The 17,461-nt window shown below is 47.2% G+C and carries 29 protein-coding genes; 5 read left to right on the plus strand and 24 right to left on the minus strand.

Features of this window, described 5'->3' with window-relative positions; genetic code table 11:
- The first annotated feature begins 51 nt into the window (after positions 1–51).
- Together ACXAGR_RS10070 and ACXAGR_RS10075 are read left to right on the plus strand one after the other, a co-directional pair.
- Complete coding sequence (locus ACXAGR_RS10070; RefSeq protein WP_474849809.1) at positions 52–387, plus strand: helix-turn-helix domain-containing protein; 336 nt, start codon at positions 52–54, stop codon at positions 385–387.
- On the plus strand, positions 377–1,642 hold the full coding sequence (locus tag ACXAGR_RS10075; protein ID WP_474849811.1) for a type II toxin-antitoxin system HipA family toxin: 1,266 nt from the start codon (positions 377–379) through the stop codon (positions 1,640–1,642). Before ACXAGR_RS10070 ends, ACXAGR_RS10075 begins: the two co-directional genes overlap by 11 nt.
- Here the strand turns inward: ACXAGR_RS10075 and ACXAGR_RS10080 are convergent.
- From ACXAGR_RS10080 to ACXAGR_RS10115, 8 genes are all read right to left on the minus strand, one after another.
- The gene (locus tag ACXAGR_RS10080; protein ID WP_474849813.1) at positions 1,639–2,823 is read right to left on the minus strand and encodes a PDDEXK family nuclease; all 1,185 of its coding nucleotides are present in this window, start codon (positions 2,821–2,823) and stop codon (positions 1,639–1,641) included. The two genes, ACXAGR_RS10075 and ACXAGR_RS10080, sit on opposite strands and share 4 nt — an antisense overlap.
- Positions 2,823–3,128 (minus strand): hypothetical protein, encoded by a 306-nt coding sequence (locus tag ACXAGR_RS10085; RefSeq protein WP_474849815.1) that lies wholly within the window; start codon positions 3,126–3,128, stop codon positions 2,823–2,825. The genes ACXAGR_RS10080 and ACXAGR_RS10085 overlap by 1 nt, the downstream gene beginning before the upstream one ends.
- A 21-nt stretch (positions 3,129–3,149) precedes the next feature.
- Positions 3,150–3,563, minus strand: coding sequence for a hypothetical protein (locus ACXAGR_RS10090; protein WP_474849817.1), 414 nt, complete (start codon positions 3,561–3,563; stop codon positions 3,150–3,152).
- 10 nt (positions 3,564–3,573) lie between these two features.
- Positions 3,574–3,717: a hypothetical protein gene (locus ACXAGR_RS10095; RefSeq protein ID WP_474849819.1), complete on the minus strand. Its 144-nt coding sequence runs from the start codon at positions 3,715–3,717 to the stop codon at positions 3,574–3,576.
- Positions 3,718–4,031: 314 nt separating this feature from the next.
- Positions 4,032–4,340: a hypothetical protein gene (locus tag ACXAGR_RS10100; protein ID WP_474849821.1), complete on the minus strand. Its 309-nt coding sequence runs from the start codon at positions 4,338–4,340 to the stop codon at positions 4,032–4,034.
- Between the two features lie 63 nt (positions 4,341–4,403).
- Positions 4,404–4,712 carry a hypothetical protein gene (locus tag ACXAGR_RS10105; protein WP_474849823.1) on the minus strand — a complete coding sequence of 103 codons (309 nt, stop codon included), beginning with the start codon at positions 4,710–4,712 and terminating at the stop codon, positions 4,404–4,406.
- Positions 4,702–4,893 (minus strand): hypothetical protein, encoded by a 192-nt coding sequence (locus ACXAGR_RS10110; protein ID WP_474849825.1) that lies wholly within the window; start codon positions 4,891–4,893, stop codon positions 4,702–4,704. The genes ACXAGR_RS10105 and ACXAGR_RS10110 overlap by 11 nt, the downstream gene beginning before the upstream one ends.
- A 160-nt stretch (positions 4,894–5,053) precedes the next feature.
- A complete protein-coding gene (locus ACXAGR_RS10115; RefSeq protein ID WP_474849827.1) occupies positions 5,054–5,614 on the minus strand; it encodes a hypothetical protein in 561 nt (186 codons plus the stop codon).
- A 229-nt stretch (positions 5,615–5,843) separates the two neighbouring features.
- On the opposite strand from ACXAGR_RS10115, the gene ACXAGR_RS10120 reads away from it, so the two are divergent.
- Entirely contained in the window at positions 5,844–6,341 is a 498-nt protein-coding gene (locus ACXAGR_RS10120) for a DUF4468 domain-containing protein (protein ID WP_474849829.1), read from the plus strand.
- A gap of 113 nt (positions 6,342–6,454) precedes the next feature.
- Here the strand turns inward: ACXAGR_RS10120 and ACXAGR_RS10125 are convergent, their stop codons facing one another.
- Both ACXAGR_RS10125 and ACXAGR_RS10130 read right to left on the minus strand, forming a co-directional pair.
- Positions 6,455–6,985 carry a hypothetical protein gene (locus tag ACXAGR_RS10125; protein WP_474849831.1) on the minus strand — a complete coding sequence of 177 codons (531 nt, stop codon included), beginning with the start codon at positions 6,983–6,985 and terminating at the stop codon, positions 6,455–6,457.
- Between the two features lie 101 nt (positions 6,986–7,086).
- The gene (locus ACXAGR_RS10130) at positions 7,087–7,662 is read right to left on the minus strand and encodes a hypothetical protein (protein WP_474849833.1); all 576 of its coding nucleotides are present in this window, start codon (positions 7,660–7,662) and stop codon (positions 7,087–7,089) included.
- A gap of 300 nt (positions 7,663–7,962) precedes the next feature.
- Here ACXAGR_RS10130 and ACXAGR_RS10135 point away from each other — a divergent pair, with 300 nt between their 5' ends.
- On the plus strand, positions 7,963–8,103 hold the full coding sequence (locus tag ACXAGR_RS10135; protein WP_474849835.1) for a hypothetical protein: 141 nt from the start codon (positions 7,963–7,965) through the stop codon (positions 8,101–8,103).
- Positions 8,104–8,109: 6 nt separating this feature from the next.
- On the opposite strand, the gene ACXAGR_RS10140 is transcribed toward ACXAGR_RS10135, so the two are convergent.
- The 8 genes from ACXAGR_RS10140 to ACXAGR_RS10175 all read right to left on the minus strand — a co-directional run bounded on the left by ACXAGR_RS10140 (position 8,110) and on the right by ACXAGR_RS10175 (position 12,031).
- Positions 8,110–8,490: a hypothetical protein gene (locus ACXAGR_RS10140; RefSeq protein WP_474849837.1), complete on the minus strand. Its 381-nt coding sequence runs from the start codon at positions 8,488–8,490 to the stop codon at positions 8,110–8,112.
- Between the two features lie 224 nt (positions 8,491–8,714).
- Positions 8,715–8,897, minus strand: a complete 183-nt coding sequence (locus tag ACXAGR_RS10145) for a hypothetical protein (RefSeq protein ID WP_474849839.1) — start codon at positions 8,895–8,897, stop codon at positions 8,715–8,717.
- A complete protein-coding gene (locus ACXAGR_RS10150) occupies positions 8,894–9,289 on the minus strand; it encodes a hypothetical protein (RefSeq protein ID WP_474849841.1) in 396 nt (131 codons plus the stop codon). The genes ACXAGR_RS10145 and ACXAGR_RS10150 overlap by 4 nt, the downstream gene beginning before the upstream one ends.
- A 2-nt stretch (positions 9,290–9,291) precedes the next feature.
- A complete protein-coding gene (locus tag ACXAGR_RS10155) occupies positions 9,292–10,164 on the minus strand; it encodes a hypothetical protein (RefSeq protein ID WP_474849843.1) in 873 nt (290 codons plus the stop codon).
- 48 nt (positions 10,165–10,212) lie between these two features.
- The gene (locus tag ACXAGR_RS10160) at positions 10,213–10,542 is read right to left on the minus strand and encodes a zinc ribbon domain-containing protein (protein ID WP_474849845.1); all 330 of its coding nucleotides are present in this window, start codon (positions 10,540–10,542) and stop codon (positions 10,213–10,215) included.
- 55 nt (positions 10,543–10,597) lie between these two features.
- A complete protein-coding gene (locus ACXAGR_RS10165) occupies positions 10,598–11,179 on the minus strand; it encodes a hypothetical protein (protein WP_474849847.1) in 582 nt (193 codons plus the stop codon).
- Positions 11,172–11,732, minus strand: coding sequence for a hypothetical protein (locus ACXAGR_RS10170; protein ID WP_474849849.1), 561 nt, complete (start codon positions 11,730–11,732; stop codon positions 11,172–11,174). The genes ACXAGR_RS10165 and ACXAGR_RS10170 overlap by 8 nt, the downstream gene beginning before the upstream one ends.
- Before the next feature lie 2 nt (positions 11,733–11,734).
- Positions 11,735–12,031 (minus strand): hypothetical protein, encoded by a 297-nt coding sequence (locus ACXAGR_RS10175; protein ID WP_474849851.1) that lies wholly within the window; start codon positions 12,029–12,031, stop codon positions 11,735–11,737.
- 415 nt (positions 12,032–12,446) lie between these two features.
- Between ACXAGR_RS10175 and ACXAGR_RS10180 the strand changes: the two genes are divergently transcribed.
- Positions 12,447–12,764 (plus strand): hypothetical protein, encoded by a 318-nt coding sequence (locus ACXAGR_RS10180; RefSeq protein ID WP_474849853.1) that lies wholly within the window; start codon positions 12,447–12,449, stop codon positions 12,762–12,764.
- 48 nt (positions 12,765–12,812) lie between these two features.
- Here the strand turns inward: ACXAGR_RS10180 and ACXAGR_RS10185 are convergent, their stop codons facing one another.
- From ACXAGR_RS10185 to iscB, 6 genes are all read right to left on the minus strand, one after another.
- Complete coding sequence (locus ACXAGR_RS10185) at positions 12,813–13,370, minus strand: hypothetical protein (protein ID WP_474849855.1); 558 nt, start codon at positions 13,368–13,370, stop codon at positions 12,813–12,815.
- 71 nt (positions 13,371–13,441) lie between these two features.
- Positions 13,442–13,870, minus strand: a complete 429-nt coding sequence (locus ACXAGR_RS10190; protein WP_474849857.1) for a hypothetical protein — start codon at positions 13,868–13,870, stop codon at positions 13,442–13,444.
- A 3-nt stretch (positions 13,871–13,873) separates the two neighbouring features.
- Positions 13,874–14,569 carry a hypothetical protein gene (locus ACXAGR_RS10195; RefSeq protein WP_474849859.1) on the minus strand — a complete coding sequence of 232 codons (696 nt, stop codon included), beginning with the start codon at positions 14,567–14,569 and terminating at the stop codon, positions 13,874–13,876.
- A 106-nt stretch (positions 14,570–14,675) separates the two neighbouring features.
- Positions 14,676–15,098 carry a hypothetical protein gene (locus tag ACXAGR_RS10200; RefSeq protein WP_474849861.1) on the minus strand — a complete coding sequence of 141 codons (423 nt, stop codon included), beginning with the start codon at positions 15,096–15,098 and terminating at the stop codon, positions 14,676–14,678.
- A 59-nt stretch (positions 15,099–15,157) separates the two neighbouring features.
- Positions 15,158–15,787, minus strand: a complete 630-nt coding sequence (locus ACXAGR_RS10205; RefSeq protein ID WP_474849862.1) for a hypothetical protein — start codon at positions 15,785–15,787, stop codon at positions 15,158–15,160.
- A 66-nt stretch (positions 15,788–15,853) separates the two neighbouring features.
- Positions 15,854–17,179: an RNA-guided endonuclease IscB gene (iscB, locus tag ACXAGR_RS10210; protein ID WP_474849864.1), complete on the minus strand. Its 1,326-nt coding sequence runs from the start codon at positions 17,177–17,179 to the stop codon at positions 15,854–15,856.
- Positions 17,180–17,461: the final 282 nt, after the last annotated feature.

The raw sequence follows: 17,461 nt of genomic DNA on the forward strand, positions 1-17,461 counted from the left end.
CAATATATTATTTAAGGGGTATACTTGATTCAGGATAAGGAAGGTACGTATATGAAAAGTGCATCAATAGAGTTTGCTGGCATGGATATTCAGGCAGTAGCGGAAAAGCTGGGCAGTGATATTCGGATTGCGAGGAAGCGCAGAAAGGAAACTCAGATCGACTTTGCCAAGCGGTGTCATATCAGCAAGCCAACATTGATTGCTATTGAGAAAGGGGCACTCACCCCGTCTATCGGTTCCTATCTTATGGTACTGAAAGTGCTGGGTATGTTAAATGACGTGGGTGATTTAGCTGCGCCTGAGAAGGACGCTTTTGGTAACGCCATTGCGGAGGCTGATCTTCCTCAGCGGATCAGAAATAAAAAGGTGATAGATAATGACTTCTAAGAATGAAAATCAGGCTTATGTTCACGTACAGCTTAATGGTGAATATGTTCTGGCGGGAAGAATAGATATCCATGAGAAGAAAGGTACGTTCGTGTATGGTAAAAGTTATTTATCGCGGCCAGACGCATTTCCTCTCGATCCCATTAATTTACCTCTTAAGGAAAAGATTTTTGAATGTCCCAAGACTAGGCTGAATGGTGGTGTATTTGGCGTATTTCTGGATGCTGGGCCTGACAGCTGGGGGCGAAAGGTATTAATGGCGTATTATGAAGATTCGCCATCCACGCCGTTGGGCTTTCTGTTGGCAGGTAACGGTGGTGGTGTGGGTGCGCTTCGCTTTACTCACGAGCCAGATTCAAAACCTTTGATGTTGCCGCATAATCAGGTGTCTGACTTGTCGGGACTGCTGAGTGCGGTGGATTCGGTATTGGGTGAGGCTGAAGAATTGCCGCAGGCATTCAGAGAGATGTTGTTGGACGGTAGTTCTCTGGGCGGGGCGCGACCCAAGGCAACCATCGTGATTGATGGAGAGCTTTATCTTGCAAAGTTTAATCGCGCAGATGATGAGATAGATCAGGCAGTTATTGAGCATGCTACCATGCGAATGGCGAGAAAGGCTGGTATTGTGGTGCCAGAAACTAAGTTGCTGAGCGTCGAGGGCAAGAATGTCATAATGGTAAAGCGGTTCGACAGAAATGCACAGGGGCACTGCCGACATTACCTTAGTGTAAACTCACTCTTGCCGATGAAGGTTAATCCTGATGATCATAGTGTCACGTCACCTTATAGTTATACTCATCTGAGCGGGCTTATACAGTCTATTTCGAAAGAGCCTGAGGTTGACCGGAAGGCTCTGTTCAGGCGTTGTGCCTATAATGTGCTGGTCGGCAATACGGACGATCATGCCAAAAATCACGGACTGATGAAGTGTGAGGAATCGCAATATTATCGGTTATCGCCAGCTTTTGATATTGTTCCTCAGTTGACGAATATCGGCATTCACTCACTGGTTATTGGTAAATCAGGCAGAGCGGGTACGCTGGATAATCTGGTCAGTGCTGCGCCATACCACGGCCTGACCAAAGAGCAGGCTCAGGATGAGATACGACAGCTTCAAACTGTTGTGAAGCACTGGCGTGATTTGTACAGAGAGTGTGGTGTGTCAGAGACTGATATTAAGCGTGTTAGTCAGTCTTTTCTGTTCGACAGAAAATACCTGAGTGCAAAGCCAGCGGGTGGTGGCTATACGCTTTAAGGTTTTAGAAATGGCTTCAGTCGCTTTTTGATGAGCGTCTCGCTGAGGTTGTCGTCGCAGGTAAATTCGACTACTGTGATGCCATTGGCTTTGCTTTTTGCCAGTTTTTCCTTATCGCGGGCTTGGGTTTTTTTAAGGCCTTCCTCACCCCCGAACAATGGCACGGCTTTGAAGTGCTGGATGCCATGGTACTCCACGGCCAGCTTGAGTTCGGGAACATAAATGTCATAGCGTTGTTTGTTAAGCCAAGGTGGTGAGGCTTCACGTAGTACTTGGTAGTCGGCAAACAGTAAAGTGATAAAGTTAAAAAGCAGTGTTTCGTTAATCCACTTCTCGCCAATTTTCGCGATCCCTGCTGCTTCTCTTGCCAGATTTTCTGCATCCCTTTCACTGCATTCCTGTTCGATTTCAAATTTGCGAATGTACGACCCGTAGCGGACTTTAAATTCAGAGCCGTACATCGGCGAGCAAAAGAAGAGATCGGATGGCGTGTGCGTGCATAGGTGGCAAATATCGCGCTTAAACCATTGCATTTCGAGTGCTTGTGTCAGGTGTGGTGAATCACGAAGCAGCCTCTCGTCACCTTTTTTCGTGATTGCCTCTCGGAAGCATTCGCAAAAGTAACTTTGGCCTGTGATCTTGTGATAGAACGTTTGTCGCCATTCATACGTGCCAAGTTTGGATGGCTCTAAAGCGATGTCAGTGTCTTTAAGCGCCCAGAAGATTTTGCTGAGTAATTCATTGGTCAGATGAAGGCTGAAGAGTTCAACCTGCGTGCGGGACTTGGTTTTGAGTCCGAATTCCTTTACACGGAAATTCGTATATTCATCATTGTCGGTGTGCAGAAAGTCTGGCAATAATACGCGACTGACGGCTAAGTCGGTATCGGGCGTACTGTGCAGGTCGAGCCGGATATCGCCGATGGTCAGTTTTTGAAAGTGAATGTATTCGCTCAGGCTTTGCTTAGTGTCCCAGTGTGGCGTGAGATGGCGAAGTTCAAATTGCGTAAGGGTCAGGCCTTCTGGCTTGGCGAAAAAGTCTTCCAGTACACTCAGGATGTTGTCCACCAGCGAGCCACGCTGGGTTGCTATCTGGTGGAGGCAGGCCTTAAGAAATTCTGCTTCAGTGAAGCGAAACGTTAACTGCATAGAGGATAAGGCCGCATCAGCAGCCTGTTGCATTATGCCACGTAGTAGCCAGAGGCAGAGTCAAAGCGGCGCTGCCTGTCCCAGATGTAGGTCAAGTCCTGTTCTTCCAGAAACGTTTCGTCGGTCAGATCGTCATCGCTCAGGTCATTTTCACGGATAGTGGCGTGTAACTCGTCAATGCGATCTTCATCGCCGCCGTAAGTGTCAAATGTGGGCGCATCATCGCGGGCTAAAATCATGAGTTGGTCGGTGTTGTTATCCACCAGCCAGATCCCGCTTTTGATTTCAGGCACATCAACATAGCAGCCTTTCTCATTGTCGTACAGTCCGATCCCCATAGAAGCTCCTACTCGTCGTTATTAATCTGAAATCGCAAATGGTGCGATACTGTAGTTATGAAATTCCTTCAGCTGTTTGTAAACATTTTCAGGAAGAACCGATTTTACAAACACGATCATGCTATTTTCAAGTGCGTTATTAAGCAGGACAACCTGCGGCTGAGGTTCGTCATTCAGGTAGATAACAGCATCGGTCTCAGCGTGCTCGGCGACAGTGCGGATAGCTTCTGCTCGCTCAGCCTTTAGGAAGGAGCAGGCAAAGTCGATGGCAGCTTTGCGCTTTTCACGATTGGCAATGACCGTTTCTTTTATGCTCAGAATGTTATCTTCACGTTCTCTGACGGACAGATCCGCCGTACTGGTGAAGTCCTGTCCGATGATGCCGGAGAGATCTTCTGTCAGGCCCATGTCGCCTTGTTGCATAAGTGAACTCACACGACTCTCCTTAAGCTGCTGATGCAGGCTGCTGTTGCGCGAAGAAACGCTTCCAGTACGCTTCCATATCCTGATAGTCCTGAGCAGCAGCCCAGTCTTGACGGGCGATTGCAGCAGCGTGCTGTTTCTTGCAGAAGGCGGTGATTGAATCCATGGTGTTGTCCTCTCAGTTGATAATTCTATAATAACACAAAATATATCAAGTGTCAATATCAGGCAGGGCAGAAGGCGTTATTTAAGGCAAAATTTCGTTATAATCGTCATCATATTTTCTGCCATAGTCTGCTCTGGCCTCAGTAATGCTTTTGCCTCTGCCGAGAAACTTCTGGCCTTCTTTGCAAAAAGGAGAGGTGTGCCTGCATGTAGTTATGTAGGTGGTGCCTATCACAGAGCCGGAGGGACTTATCTCATGCTGTGACAAGGTGTTGGTTTTTCTGCCACACGCGAGGCAGTCAGGATTGGGGTTGGTCATATGCTACGACAAGGACAGCGGTTTTCGAACTCACATTCAGCGATGAGCTGATTAGTATTGGTTTCACCGAACTCATCTATCATAGCAGGGATGGAGTCATAATAACCACTGATGGCTTGTTCGGCATCAATCTTGGTCACGTCAATGGTCTGCTCAAAAGTCTCTCCATCCACATCAGTCCGGAAGGTGAAGGTCTTGTCAGATAACGCTTTGCAACGCTGATATCCATCATCTTCATCGGTGATCTGAAATCCTTTCCGGATGTCAGTTAGTACGTTTGCGGGGAGGTTTTGTTTATTTTCCATCAGGTCTCATCTCAGTCGTCAGAATAGCTATATAGTAACACAAAGTTACTTATATGTAAATACCTACCTGATGTGGTGCCGGATAAACGCTTTGCGATGCCTTTTGTTGGCAAGAGCCTGAAACACTTCCATGCAATCACACTGACATGCACGGCTGATAAGCAGTATTTCGCTGTGGCACTGCCGGAGATTTGCAAGCTTTTTCAGGGGGAGATCCTGATAGCCTGACAGCATGCGAAAAAGATCGTTGTAGTCTGCCTTATCTGCGCTTTTGGTGAGTGATATGAAAGTATCGAGTGCTTTTTTCGTGCTGGCAGAAGTTCTCTTTGGTCGCAAAATAAAAAACAAAGGGCCAAGCATATTAACTGGCATCAGAAGCACCGGCAGGACGAACTAATTTATCATCACCGGAAAGGTTTTTCGGCTGATCGTGGAATTTAGTGACAGGTTGAGATTTGTTGTCTTCCTCTGCAAATCCTTTGTAAGCCAGATATGGCGAAAAGCTTAATACAGCCAAGAAAACAAATCCGGCATAATAAGGCCAGTCGGCCATATGGGAAACCTTGAAAAAGCGCATATATAAGTCTCTTAAATTAATAGTGTGTATATTATTGAAGTGCATCGTTGAGTTCAACCGAATACATGATGCACTGATGAGCATACACACACTTACAGGCACCTTAAGGGGTGACTTGAGATTGATTTGTTAGTATTTATAGTGTTCCCAGCAGGTCGTTAAACTCCTTGGCTAGCAACTCAGGGTTCGCTTTTTTAGCGTGGCCTGAAATACGCAGGGTGGTCACCATAAGTAGTTTAAGATCTTTTGGATCGTCGTAATTCACACCCTGTAGTTCATAGTCGGCCATGAACATTTTTACTGCCAGCGCCTTTTTCTGGGCCTTCACGTTAACTTTTTCGAGTGCGGCAATAATAAGATCGAGTGCCCGCTCTTGTTTCTGTTCTGTCGTGAGATTGCCGTTGTTCGTAATCAGATTTTGTTGCTTTTTCTTGATAACAAAATCTGTTTTGCCGGTGCGTCTGACTTCGAGAATATGCTCGCGTTTTTTGGATTCTGGAAGATCGGATAAGAGTACTTCCATAACAACTTCCTGACTGTGAGGCTCGCTGACCGCCAGTCCTCTCTCTACCTGAACGCGGAAGCGTTGTTCCAAATCTTCAATCGTTTCGCCGCCTGCCAAGGCCGCGCCCTTGCGAAACGCATTAATGCGTTTGATGAAATATTGAAATTCGCCGAAAATTGATTCTTGCATCATAAAATAAATACCTCTTAAATACGTCTGCATAATACGTATGCAGGGCGTAAAGAATAGCAGGTATCAGAATATAATACATCAAGAATCAGCGTCGACGCTTGAGGTGTATGGCGTCAGATTGAGTGAATGTCAGCAAATAGCGCAATCTAAGTTTCAGGTTTAATAATTTATGATATATTTACAAAGCAGGATGACGATACAACAACACAACAAAAAGGATGTAGTTAATATGAATAGAAAATCAATCTCGCTAATAACGATGTTTGCCTTTATGGCTCTGCTACAGGGCTGCGTTTCCACCGCTCCCACACCCCCAGTACAATATCAGTCAGTCATTGAGTTTGACGGAGAGCCATCTAAAGATGTTTTATTTACTAAGACGCGACTGTGGCTCGCCGAGACATTTGTCGATTCTAAAGAGGTGATAGAGCTTGCAGATAAAGACTCAGGTGTTCTGGTAGGCAATGGCGGCATGAACTTTACGTTCCCACTGGTAGCGCCGATGCCCGGTAAGTTCTCTATGCGTATAGACATAAAGGATGGTAGAGCAAGAACAACCTATTCGAATTTCCAAATCTTTTTCTCTGGTCAGTATAATAAGGGATGGTCAGTGGTAACGACAGGCATGGGAAATGATTATCCGGAGCAGGCGATCAGTACCGCCAAGCAATTGAACAGTAGCCTGAAAGCCTTTGTTGAAGGGGCTGAACAGGATGATGATTGGTAAGTTGTTTTAAATCCCGTACAGGTACTTTGCCTGCTTTTGTCACGCGTCCTGCGGCAATGGCATCAATGGGGCAGGTGAGGTCGGTATGCTAATCGCTACCGACCTTACTGATATCAGACAGTGACAGAGATCAGTCTGCTATCACGGTCAGGATATTTCATGCTCATGTTGATGTCGCGCAGTGTATCTTCAAGATTGCTCTTGATGTTGAGCGCCATGCCGATGGGGTGGTGACTGTTGGTTGCTGTCAGTGCGAGATTGTATGTCTCACAGGCGGCGATATAACGGGGATCGTCCCGATAGGCTGAATACAGGCCATGCTCCACTACTTCTTTTGCTTGTTCTACCAGCTTGTCAAACACTGTGTTGTAGGCAAAGTAAGCTTTTGGCAGCTTGTCTTTCAGTGCGCGTATGCGTGAAATGGTAGAGCCGTTTCTTCGCGTTACCTTGACCTCAACACCTGCCTTTTTGCCAGTGGTCTTGACCTCTTTGTACAGGGCTTCCAGTTCCTCGCCTGTTATCACCGGTTCTCTGTGGATATTGAAGAACGAGGTGCAGGATTCACTGCTACTGATCTTAACGGTGTTGTCGTCCAGTGACAGTCGATCAAATACGATGGGGAGTTTTAAGTCTTGTTGTGTCATGTGCGATATCCTCTCAGTCAGTGATTGTATAATAACACATGATAAACCAATTGTCAATATGAAAGTGAAAAAAGCTGGCTCAATGAGCCAGCTTGAAGGTGTTACTCGTCACTGGTGAATCTGCTTACCTGCTCAGTAAGATCGTGAGCAAACGTCATAGGGCAGATAGAGGCCAGTGTGGCGGCAGTCACTTCGCACGGGGTGAGATCTTCCCCCCCGCTCAGGATGTCGTGAATACGTTTAGCGCCCTCCACCAGCAAGCCCGCAGCAGGTGGCATGTAGAATGATATGGCTCCGTATGCCACAACTTTAAGTGATTCAGCAGGCAGAACCGTATAATGCTCAACACCGCAATGCATGACTGTTTTTTCTGTCATACGGCTGATTTGCTGATAATTGTATAGCGGATAGAGTGTTTCGGATTCCGTGGCTTCATAGACGGCGTTGTAGTGCTGCTTGTGCTCTTGTTCGCAATCAGAGATGCCGTGCTCAACTGATGCCATATTGAGTGCAAGTAAAAACCCTTCGTCGCGTTTGTTTGCTTTCGCATATTCTGTTGCCAGTTGCTCAGCGGAAGACCAGATAGTGGTCGCAGGGTCGATATACTTAGCGTAAATGCCGAAGCCTGCTGCTGCCAAAGCGGTAAGGGTGGATAGTGTGATTAATGTTTTCTTCATGGTTTTTATACCTCTCTTGTTTTAATTATATGAAGTCGTACTCTTCGGTACTTTTTACATAATAGCACCATTTATTTTTCATGTCAACAATAAAATTAAGGTTTCCAGAAAAAACTTGTTTATTATTATATATTTATAATAATGCGCGTTTCTGTTTTTGTGAGAAATATAAACTTTTGCAACGGGGTTAGCTTGTAGTTTTGGCTCTCTCGGTCAAGGTTTTAATAAATACTTGGATTACCTTAATGCCTTCTGCGAGGCTGGGATCAGATAAGCGGCTGGATGAAAATGTGACAGCAGGTGGAGAGGTACGATGGTGGTCATAGCGATACTGCGGGAAGCATTATCCTGCTGGTGGCAAGCATGATTACTTGCTGTGTACTGGGTGGGATCGGCTCTGCCATGCAGCCTCAGGATGAGGTTGGCGAAGCCGAATTCTGAACAGATTCAGTTGGTGGAAAAGCCTGCCAGCTCTGCCATGCCTTTTGCCAGCCGCCGCCCTCGCTGATTGGCTTTCTTAATAAAAACCTCGACCCAGACATGGCCGTGCAACCTGTATGCGAACAGGCGGGAGTTTGGTATATCCAGTTTTTCAGCCGCAAACTCCACGGCTTCACGGCTATTAGGCCAGTCCTCCTGAAGGCAGGCGCACAGGCCCACCTGCCCGTCTCTTGCTAAAAACAGAAACATGCCTGTTTGTTCTTTTGAGTCGCGGGTGAAGCGTGCGCTGGTGGCCGCATACTGTGCGTTGGGGATGTCTCGGGATTTTTCCAGACATTGGCAGATAAGCCGAAAACGCTGAACTTGCTTGGTGATTGAATTACTCATGATATAGATACCTCGTAAAGCCAACGGGCGTATTATATCATATTTTTTTAAAGACTATAATCGGTCGAAAATTTGAACAGATAGCGCAAAGAAGAAGGGGGTGGGGCGGCTCGTCAACTGAGAGGAAAACTTTGCCGCCCCAAGTCACTGCTAATGTCTGACTAAGAGAAGTGACAGTGTTAATATAACAAAAACCTTGCTTTAAGTCAATCTAAAAGCTTGCCTCAGTACTCAAAATGCGTGTTATTGAATTGCGCTTTAAAACGGTTTTCTTTGCGAAGTGCATCATGGTCAATACCTTGGTTTGCATGGTATCGGGCGGCGACCTCTTCATAGCTAAGGCTGACAAGTTCAAAATAGATATTATCAGGGCTGTTGTCTTCCTTACAGTGTAGCTCTGCGGTCATTCGCCACACATGTAGTATGTACGCTCGTTAGTCTGCTTCACAGGCACGACATTAGTGTCGCCAGACCAGCAGCATACCAGCGCGTCGTTCGCCTCACCCAGCGTGATATGGCTGCGCTCGGAGGTAAAGCCTTCACAGACTTCGGCAATGGTGCCGGACTCTCGGGTCGGCAGCAGTTCGCTGATTGAGGTTAGTGTTCCTTCTGGCAGTGCGGCGCTTGGTTTGCCGTTGAAGGCGACATGGTAGTTATCATCATCATAGAAGCTGGTCAGTGCTACGCTGTAGCCGATGCTGCTCACTACCAGATACAAGCCGGTCAGCGCCAGCGCCACCTGAAGTACAGTACTGAAAAAGGAGGAGTTCTCTTTTTTGCTATTGTTCTCAATTGACATGGTTAAAGAGTGCCCTTCGGTTTCTTTTTAAGCATAGATGCCATCACCAGATGGCCGCCTGCCATGATCACGAGTTCTGCATAAAAGCGGCGTTGCTGTTTTTGCATTGTCAGGGGTGAGCAGGGGATGCTGAGTTTATCAAACACTTTTATGACACTGCCAATTTCGACGGGCAGGTTGCGGTTTTGCATCTCAGAAAGCAGGTCGAGTTCCATGCCCCAGTAGTCAGCTTTACGCGGATTCAGTTGTCGGCAGAGGTGTTTTGTGTCGGTGAGTGCTTCTGCGGTGCCGAGATCTGGCCAAATGTCGGCCCAGAGGTAGTCTACTGTCCCGATCTTCTGACGAAGTTCACGCGAAAATGACTTGGTGCAGTCGCACTCTATGAGCTGAAGGCGGCCTGAATCTAAAGCTTCCAGCCACCGGCGTCGGGAGTCTCCCTTCAGTAACTGGTCATAGTTGTCGATAAGCTTCTTGTCGTACTCCAGTACCGTCAGCTTTCTGACAGAGGGCTTGTTCAGCAGGCTATTTGCGATCATGCCGAGTCCGAGGCCTGCAACGACGACATTCCCCTTGGCGGCATACTGCGGCAGCATGGCGGATTCAATTTCCAGTGGGGTGATCGACATCCATGTTTTTTGATTTTTAAGTAGAGCGATCCCTTCTTTTATGGGACTGACAGGAAGAAAATAGCCCAGTGCGCCGTCGTGTGTGTTCTGGTAGGCGATATCCCAATCTGCAACACGGGTGATGTCCTGTGCGTACTGGGGCGGCGTGGGGAATCCTTTGAAGGTGTATTCAATGTTGGCCCTTCCTGTCTCAGAGAGCTGGCGCAGTTGTGGTGTGTTTCCCTGTTTCAGGATATCAATGTAATTCATAACTCATTTATCTTCTTTTTTGGCGAGCGTCAGTCACTTTCTGCGCGGTCACTTGGGTCGGGTGAATAATACTAGCATGCCAAGCAGTACAGCGCCCGTCAGCCATGATACCAGAAAAGTAAATGTGTTAACGGCATCATCAAAGATGGCGGTAAGCGCCATCAGGGCTTTTTTGGTGGACATATCTATCAGCCCGTAGTCTGCTGCTACCAGTAGTGCAAAAAATGCGCACAGGTTGAACACGATGAACGTCACAGCAAGAAATTTTCCGAACAGGCTGCGTGAGGAGGTATGTTTCCTTGGCAAGCCACAATGTGGGCAGGCAGGTGCCGCATCGCTGATATGGTTCTGGCATTCGGGGCAGTCGATAAGTGCCATATTTTTGTTACTTCCTTTTTTAATGGGGCTTGTCTGTCGCGGTATTAATTACGAATTAGATCAGAATGCCAATCATCATCAGGTCGCCTGAGAATATCACAGGGAACTGTTTGTCCTCCTGTGTGTTGCGTCTGGCGGTAGTGGTGGCATGAATCGCATGGATCAGTTTTACATACTCAGTATTGCTAAGCTTCATGGACTCGATAAATGGCGCAGCCTGTTCTAATACGCTTTTGGTGGGATCGTACAGGCAAGAGTACAGCGACATAAATGCGCCTTTCTCGGTAGCGTGAAAGCATTCAATCTCTTGCTGAATCACCTTGGTCGCTTCTGCCATGACATGCTCAATATCCGCATCAATGTTGGTGCAGAGTGATACGGCAGTGGTTCGGGATGCGGGCTTGTCAAAGCGCGGCACTGTCCATTTTATCCTTCGGACATCGGGCAATGCCTCAAGTTGCTGAAAGGCGCGGCGGACAGGTGGCTCACTATCGAGATTGATATCGAGCAGGCCGCAAGCCTCAAACGTGTTATATCGTCTGTCGTAAAGCTCAATCATATCCTGAGAGTTAAGCTTTGAGGTAACATCAAAAGTGATTTCGATGCCTGTCTTTCTTGCAGTCACACTCTCAGTCATTTGTAACCCCCGCAGGTGCATTGCCGCCCTTGGTAAAAATGAATTCGAATCCGGCTGTTTGAATAAATAGCACGGCCTCACCCTCAATCATGGACAGATACACGCCGGACTCAGGATCGCTTGCCATGAAATCCACCAGCGTTTCGTCTTCATCCAAGAGAGTGTCGAGATCCGCAAGCCTACGCACTGCCTCTTCAACGCCCTCGGGGTTTTCTACGGGTAGTTCGACACGGTTGCACATCATAATGTGCCAGCATGATTCGCCATTCTCATATTGCGTGCGCCACTTGTCGCACTGCGTGAAGTACGTCAGAGGCGCTTCTGAGCTGACGGCATGCATCAGACTGTCCAGATCCAGCGGTGTACCCAGTTGGATCTGGCAATGTTTGCACATCTCGCCGTCAGTGCTGTCGCTGTCGTCGGCGCTAACGACTTTAGCTGTAAAGGGAATACCCTTCTCGCGCAACACGGCGGCATGAGCCATCTGGTGTGCATCACAGCAGTAGTGGTGTTCGCTGCCTTCGGCCAGAGTGGCGGGGAACGGGTACGGCATAATTACGCTTCCTTACCGATAAACGGCTTTAATTCTGCAATGATTTCATCATGAATGGCCCTGCCGGTCTTGTCGTTGTAGGGGGCGTAGCCGCCAGATTCCCATGATGACTGGATAGCAAAATTTGCAGGCAATGAGCAATACACAAACAGATGGCTTGCGGCAGTGTGAAGCATTGCAGCATCAGGGCTGGCAAACGCATCTTCTGCGTCATCAAACTCAGGGTCGAAATCTGCACGTTCGACGGCGTAGGTTGATAAAAAATCCCGAATTTTGCGAGCAAGTGATGAGCTGTCCATTGTGAGCCTTAGATGTCTTTTCAGTATGTGTTTATAATATCACAAATGATTTCAGGTGTCAATTTAATTATGCTGAGCTGAGAGGATGCGTGAGATAAGACGCAATACGGGACGGTGCGAAAAAAATTTTTAAAAAAAATTCAAAAAATAAAAAACGTTTAAATTAACGGGAGTTAGCGTCAGGATGTGAAAAAAGGCACGGTAATATAACCAAAGAAATAAACAAAAACGTTGTAATTCAATAACTTGCGATTTGACGGAGTGAAAATCAGCGATATACTGGTAATCAGCAGCACGGGAGTGGATGGTGAAAGTCACAGATAAAAACTGCTTTTTCTCCCTCCTGCGGCGCTATGTAACAGTAGGATGGTTGAGCAACGGGTTTAATCACCGACTTCACAACATCAGGAGCTGAATGATGGCTGAGATCAATGAGTTATTCGGGTTATGTATGCTGGGCGGACTTGTAGGGCGTACAGGTCTCTTTCTGGCAATGCGGGAAGCGCAGAGTATTGCGGCGCTGAACAAAGGTGAGATGCCTAAAGGGACGTCCGCGCAGGTTCTTTGTGCGATGTCGCAAACCATGGTTGTCGGGGCGTTCATGGGTACGCTGGCTTGTGTGGGTATCGTTAAGTTGGGTATTGACGATCCTGTTTCATGCTTTCTTGCGTCGGTAGGGGTGGGGGCGGTGAAGTACACTAAGCTGGTTAAATGGCTTCGGAATGAAAAATAGAGCTGCGAATGTCTGACTAAGAGTGTGAAGCGCAAGCAATGCTTGCGCTTATTTTAAGTATTTGAATAAAAACTTCTTTTTGAGTTTAATGTCGGCGTTCATGATTTCTTTTGCGCTTTCTATGATTTCATCCGGTGACATGACACCTGCACACCCTGCTACCGCAGGTCGGAGCGTAAACGTCGTCTTTGCCTTGTTCATGGGATACATAACGGTGATAAAAGTAAATGGGTTCGGCGCGTGATTTGTCAGATAGATTTGCCCTGACTTGGTAGATGCCATATAGGTCATACCTGCCAGTCCGACATCGGTTATCAGCTCGTCACTTTTATTTTTATTTTTTTGATAGCGGAGAGCAGTCTCTGCCAAGTAGCTGGCGCAGCCTTCTGAGTCCAGCAAAATATCGCCATGGGTTTTGTTAATATCTTTTAGAAATTTCATGTACACGTCGACGCTGGACAGCGACATGATCATGTCGTGATTATGGGGATAGTACACCACAAACTGGGCAGCTGTGTCGTTGGAGATATTTTGTTCGCTGTGGACGTTTAAGTCCCAGCCTTGTTGGATGAGGCTTTGTGAGAATTGTGCTGCGCGTCGGCTCATAAGGCTACTCTGGAATTAAAATTCAACATGGTAATCGAGTTTTTGCTGTCTGTAAATCTGACTCCACCAGCTCAGAGTGCTGGTGGTGTGTCGGAAAGTCCGGTGTGACCTTCGATATCGTAAAGTTTGTCCTTAAAGGCGCTTTTCAGGCGATTGGCTAAGGCGATATGAGGGGAGTTTTTGTCATTAAAGTCACGTTGTTGGTTAAAAGGCTCGGGCAGACGGCTCAGTTGTTCACAATGAGGACAAAGAAAGGCGTCTCGCTTGAAGCTATATTTGTAAGTATCGCCACCGGTACAGCCCCAAGGAGCCTCATACCAATAGTGCTCCACCAGCGTAAGTTCTTTGATGAGGTTGGATTGCTGGCAGTGATTGCATTGAACAGAGCTGTTCTGCGCCTGTTCAGTCATAGCTGTCACTCGGCGCTCCAATACTGCATTGGCGGTGTCAACGTCAGCCTGTGTTGGCGCATCTGACGAAAAAGGTGCAAGTTCAAACATGTATTAAGCTCCTGTTGTCAGTCGTGCTGCCATTTTTTCGATGCCTTCAATCATATCGGCGTCCAGTGTCAGATACCCTTTTTTCAGCTTTTTATGTGAGAAATGCACACTCAGGCCGCTGGTCAGACATACACTTTCTTTGTCTGATGTGCCGTTTTTCACCTTTCGGATGGCTTTCTGTACGTTGCTGTTAAGCTTTCTCGGGTAGTCTGAAGGCAGTGCGATCAGGCGGTAGAGTGTGTTCAGTACGGGATCTTTGGTATACATCCCGTCCGCTGGAATAGCCACTGCCTCGTAGCCCAGCTCCGTGATCGGGTGCGAAAACGATTTGACGTTGGTTTTAACGACGACGGCAACCTGATCTGTGATAAGCGGGTAGCACAGTTCTTCATTGTATTTGACGTACACAATACGAACCGCTGGTTTTTCAGGCTCGCGAAGGATGGGTGTGGATTTGCGAGCCTTTCCGATCCGGATGCTGTCAAACTTGTTGCCGCTATCCAGTTTGCGGATTTGATTGGCAATAAAGTTTTCTACGTTCTCAACGGGTTGTTGCAGTTCCCGACTGATGACATGTTCGCCATTCAGTTCGCCATCCAGTACAAAAACCGCTGATCCATTGGTCAGGGTGAGCACGCCTTTTAGCGCGTCTTTAGCTTTTTTGGATACAGCTACGGCAGTAAATTGAATGTTTTGCATGGCGTTATTCTCTCTTGTCAGTCAGTGTGCATATAGTAACACATATATTATCTATTGTCAACAAAAAAGGAGTCGCTGATTTTTCAGCTGACTCCCGTTTATTGCGTTACGCGACCTGACGAAACACGGCTTCGCCGTTGGAGAATCTGCCTTCGCAGCGCAGTGTAGAGAAATTGGCATCAAAGGAGTTTGCAATCTGGCTAAGCCAGTTATCCGCCATGGCGTCTTCGCTGGGTTCCAGATAATCCTGTTTTACCGCCCAGATGCTCACGAGGCCGCAGTATTCGGAAATACCGAATTTAGCAAATTTGTTCTCAAGGATGGCGTGATCTTCATTACTTAGCCATTCATTGCAAGGGCGCAGCGAGGGGTAGGCTGCTGTGAGTCTCTCAGTGACGCCTTCTTTGTAGGAATCCCATTCCCAGCTGCATTCGTCTGCGTCCATTGGGTTGCCATCTTCGTCATCCAGCTCAATGTGGCTGTAGGCTACCAGTTTTGCGCCGCTTGGAGTTGATACGCTTCTTCCCATGTCTGTTTCCTCATCTCAGTTGACAAGCATATAATAACACATTTGAATATATTTGTAAACTAGTATTTGAAGAGGAGGCGGTAATCTATGCTGGGCGTTCCATGATCATCATCGAACCGGTGGAGCTGTATGGTAACAGGTTTGCGGCAACCGGAAAGACTCTGCAAACTGGGAATAACACTAACAATAAGAAGATCAGTACAGGACTCGTGGAGCTGGATATTGTTCAGGGCAATGCCCGTTTTTTTTGCAAGACAGCCACGGGTGTCCGCACCTTCGGAGGGGCATGTAAGCAATGAGAAACCAATAGTCTTGTTTTCAGTATCAACATACAGGCGGTTGAGAAAAGAGGCGACAATGCAGGCATGCTCTTCAATTTCAGTTTTAACCCGTGCAGGAGTAGCCTGCCGCATAGGAAAATTGATTTTGAGGCTGGCTGTGCCATCGTCATGCAACGTCTGATGTGAACTGATTTTGCAACTGCGTCTTTGGAACTGATAGGTAAGTGTTTCCCGTCGCATACTGGCACTGAGAAAATGCATTTGCCGTTCAACTTGCTGCAATACGGCAATAATATTACTGGGAAATCCTTCTGGAAGAGCTGGTAAACGGATTTGTGCGTCAACATTGATGCAATCAACGTAACCGTAAAGTTTATGGTAATCGGGTAATAGAGGCTGGTTCATCATATTTCGCGCTGGATACTCCTTCAAAATCAGCTTTGCTGATTTAGTGGGAGAGGAAAGCGCCTCCGTTTAGTTGTATTGATATCCATCGCTTGCCTGTTGCAAGCGACAATGTTTGTGTTTAATGCCTTGCACTATCCCATCAGTGGTTGTGATATTAAAAAATCCATTGGCCCGAACGGCTACTCGGCCAGTGTGCCTGCCTTGTTTCTTGCCTGATGGCACATCAGCAAGAACAATATCACCTGTCCTAAAGCCGTTGATGACGCTGTTCTGCTTTGCAGAAGTGCGTGGGAAGCCATACTTATCGACACGACACATCTGGCGAGTCCCGTGACCTTTAGCAGATATAACCAGTGGTTTTAATCCCGTTGGGATAAAAACACTACTGCCCGTATCACCCGCGCAGCTTGCGTCAATCCAGTGGTCTTTCTCGTAACTCTGCTTAGCTAGGTTGAATTTTGTTTGTCCACCACTGGTGAACGTCACGGGTAAACCAAATTGTTTTACTGAATCACCCAGTCTGTATCGGGCCTCGTTTACCGCTGCTGCGTCACGCATTGGTGTGAATTTCCCCGCAATCACTTTTGGTATATGCAGCACTCTGGCTTTTGCCAGTTTGCTGCGCATTTTCTTCTCTTTGGCAAGCCAATCTTCTAAAAGAAGGTTGTTCTTATCTTCATTACATTTGCGACAAGATGTGACGAGATTTTTAACGCTGCCGCTGCCACCTTTTGAGCGTGGTTGTTTGTGGTCTACGTTCAACACCATGTCATTGCTTGCGCCATGACAGTATTGGCATACGTGCCTGTCGCGGAACAGAATGTATTCACGTAGCTCATACCCAGCAAGCTCCCCCTGTTGATACTCGGCACCGGAAATGTCGGGGTTCGACATTTTCTGGGTGTCGAAACGCACCGTTTCGACCACAAAAGCACTGACAGGAGCAAGTTTGGTTAATCGGCTGCACCAAGTCTCACAGTTGTGAACTCGGCTCATAATACTGGGGGCCAGCCAGCCTTTCGATTTGACCCGATTATCAAAGCGAGCTTGGCGGTAACGTGTCTTTCTGTTTCGTCTCGCTCTGCGAGTCGCAGCGCGACTCTTAAGAGCTTCACTAATCTGATACCCACGATGGTTCAGGTTGGCGCACCAAATGGCTTTAATACCTCGCTTGCCATGCAAGTTCAGAGCAATGCCTGTGGTTTTGCTCCCTTGATCGAGTTTTACCTCGATAGGTTGTACAGAGCCACCATCCCGATTTTTGAGGATAATAGTAAATGGAAACTTGCGATAAACCGCTGCTTTCCCATTTTTAAGCATCGCTCTTGCCCGTGATGGATGGCACGGCATAAGCGGTTGCTTATTCTTGTCTAAGACTAATGTTCGTTGCATTTAGTTACCTAAATTTCTCCACCGAAGTGGGTAAAGTACGCCTCGACAATGTTATTTTGAGGTTTGTTGATAGCAGCACTGAGCTTGACCCTTTCGCTCTGTTTAACCACTATCCGCAGTGTTTGGGGCTGGCGAGAGTCACCCCAAAGTGCCTATTTATTCTCAAATAACGTAGCACCCTAAGTACTTAGTCTGGTCAATCAGGCTTTTGCAAGCCCCTTCCAAACGCTACCGCGTTTGGTGGGGGTGATTGACTAAAATACTCCTGAAATATTACCTTTT

Source organism: Alteromonas sp. ABH4_457 (genome assembly GCF_056160625.1).

Coding starts and splice junctions, on each gene's coding strand:
- iscB (WP_474849864.1), bottom strand. CDS start 17,179: ATGCAACGAACATTAGTCTTAGACAAGAATAAGCAACCGCTTATGCCG.
- ACXAGR_RS10110 (WP_474849825.1), bottom strand. CDS start 4,893: ATGGCCGACTGGCCTTATTATGCCGGATTTGTTTTCTTGGCTGTATTA.
- ACXAGR_RS10080 (WP_474849813.1), bottom strand. CDS start 2,823: ATGCAACAGGCTGCTGATGCGGCCTTATCCTCTATGCAGTTAACGTTT.
- ACXAGR_RS10095 (WP_474849819.1), bottom strand. CDS start 3,717: ATGGATTCAATCACCGCCTTCTGCAAGAAACAGCACGCTGCTGCAATC.
- ACXAGR_RS10100 (WP_474849821.1), bottom strand. CDS start 4,340: ATGGAAAATAAACAAAACCTCCCCGCAAACGTACTAACTGACATCCGG.
- ACXAGR_RS10190 (WP_474849857.1), bottom strand. CDS start 13,870: ATGTTTGAACTTGCACCTTTTTCGTCAGATGCGCCAACACAGGCTGAC.
- ACXAGR_RS10155 (WP_474849843.1), bottom strand. CDS start 10,164: ATGAATTACATTGATATCCTGAAACAGGGAAACACACCACAACTGCGC.
- ACXAGR_RS10115 (WP_474849827.1), bottom strand. CDS start 5,614: ATGATGCAAGAATCAATTTTCGGCGAATTTCAATATTTCATCAAACGC.
- ACXAGR_RS10170 (WP_474849849.1), bottom strand. CDS start 11,732: ATGCCGTACCCGTTCCCCGCCACTCTGGCCGAAGGCAGCGAACACCAC.
- ACXAGR_RS10175 (WP_474849851.1), bottom strand. CDS start 12,031: ATGGACAGCTCATCACTTGCTCGCAAAATTCGGGATTTTTTATCAACC.
- ACXAGR_RS10205 (WP_474849862.1), bottom strand. CDS start 15,787: ATGATGAACCAGCCTCTATTACCCGATTACCATAAACTTTACGGTTAC.
- ACXAGR_RS10130 (WP_474849833.1), bottom strand. CDS start 7,662: ATGAAGAAAACATTAATCACACTATCCACCCTTACCGCTTTGGCAGCA.
- ACXAGR_RS10120 (WP_474849829.1), top strand. CDS start 5,844: ATGAATAGAAAATCAATCTCGCTAATAACGATGTTTGCCTTTATGGCT.
- ACXAGR_RS10085 (WP_474849815.1), bottom strand. CDS start 3,128: ATGGGGATCGGACTGTACGACAATGAGAAAGGCTGCTATGTTGATGTG.
- ACXAGR_RS10105 (WP_474849823.1), bottom strand. CDS start 4,712: ATGCCAGTTAATATGCTTGGCCCTTTGTTTTTTATTTTGCGACCAAAG.
- ACXAGR_RS10070 (WP_474849809.1), top strand. CDS start 52: ATGAAAAGTGCATCAATAGAGTTTGCTGGCATGGATATTCAGGCAGTA.
- ACXAGR_RS10160 (WP_474849845.1), bottom strand. CDS start 10,542: ATGGCACTTATCGACTGCCCCGAATGCCAGAACCATATCAGCGATGCG.
- ACXAGR_RS10180 (WP_474849853.1), top strand. CDS start 12,447: ATGATGGCTGAGATCAATGAGTTATTCGGGTTATGTATGCTGGGCGGA.
- ACXAGR_RS10150 (WP_474849841.1), bottom strand. CDS start 9,289: ATGTCAATTGAGAACAATAGCAAAAAAGAGAACTCCTCCTTTTTCAGT.
- ACXAGR_RS10125 (WP_474849831.1), bottom strand. CDS start 6,985: ATGACACAACAAGACTTAAAACTCCCCATCGTATTTGATCGACTGTCA.
- ACXAGR_RS10195 (WP_474849859.1), bottom strand. CDS start 14,569: ATGCAAAACATTCAATTTACTGCCGTAGCTGTATCCAAAAAAGCTAAA.
- ACXAGR_RS10075 (WP_474849811.1), top strand. CDS start 377: ATGACTTCTAAGAATGAAAATCAGGCTTATGTTCACGTACAGCTTAAT.
- ACXAGR_RS10185 (WP_474849855.1), bottom strand. CDS start 13,370: ATGAGCCGACGCGCAGCACAATTCTCACAAAGCCTCATCCAACAAGGC.
- ACXAGR_RS10145 (WP_474849839.1), bottom strand. CDS start 8,897: ATGACCGCAGAGCTACACTGTAAGGAAGACAACAGCCCTGATAATATC.
- ACXAGR_RS10165 (WP_474849847.1), bottom strand. CDS start 11,179: ATGACTGAGAGTGTGACTGCAAGAAAGACAGGCATCGAAATCACTTTT.
- ACXAGR_RS10200 (WP_474849861.1), bottom strand. CDS start 15,098: ATGGGAAGAAGCGTATCAACTCCAAGCGGCGCAAAACTGGTAGCCTAC.
- ACXAGR_RS10140 (WP_474849837.1), bottom strand. CDS start 8,490: ATGAGTAATTCAATCACCAAGCAAGTTCAGCGTTTTCGGCTTATCTGC.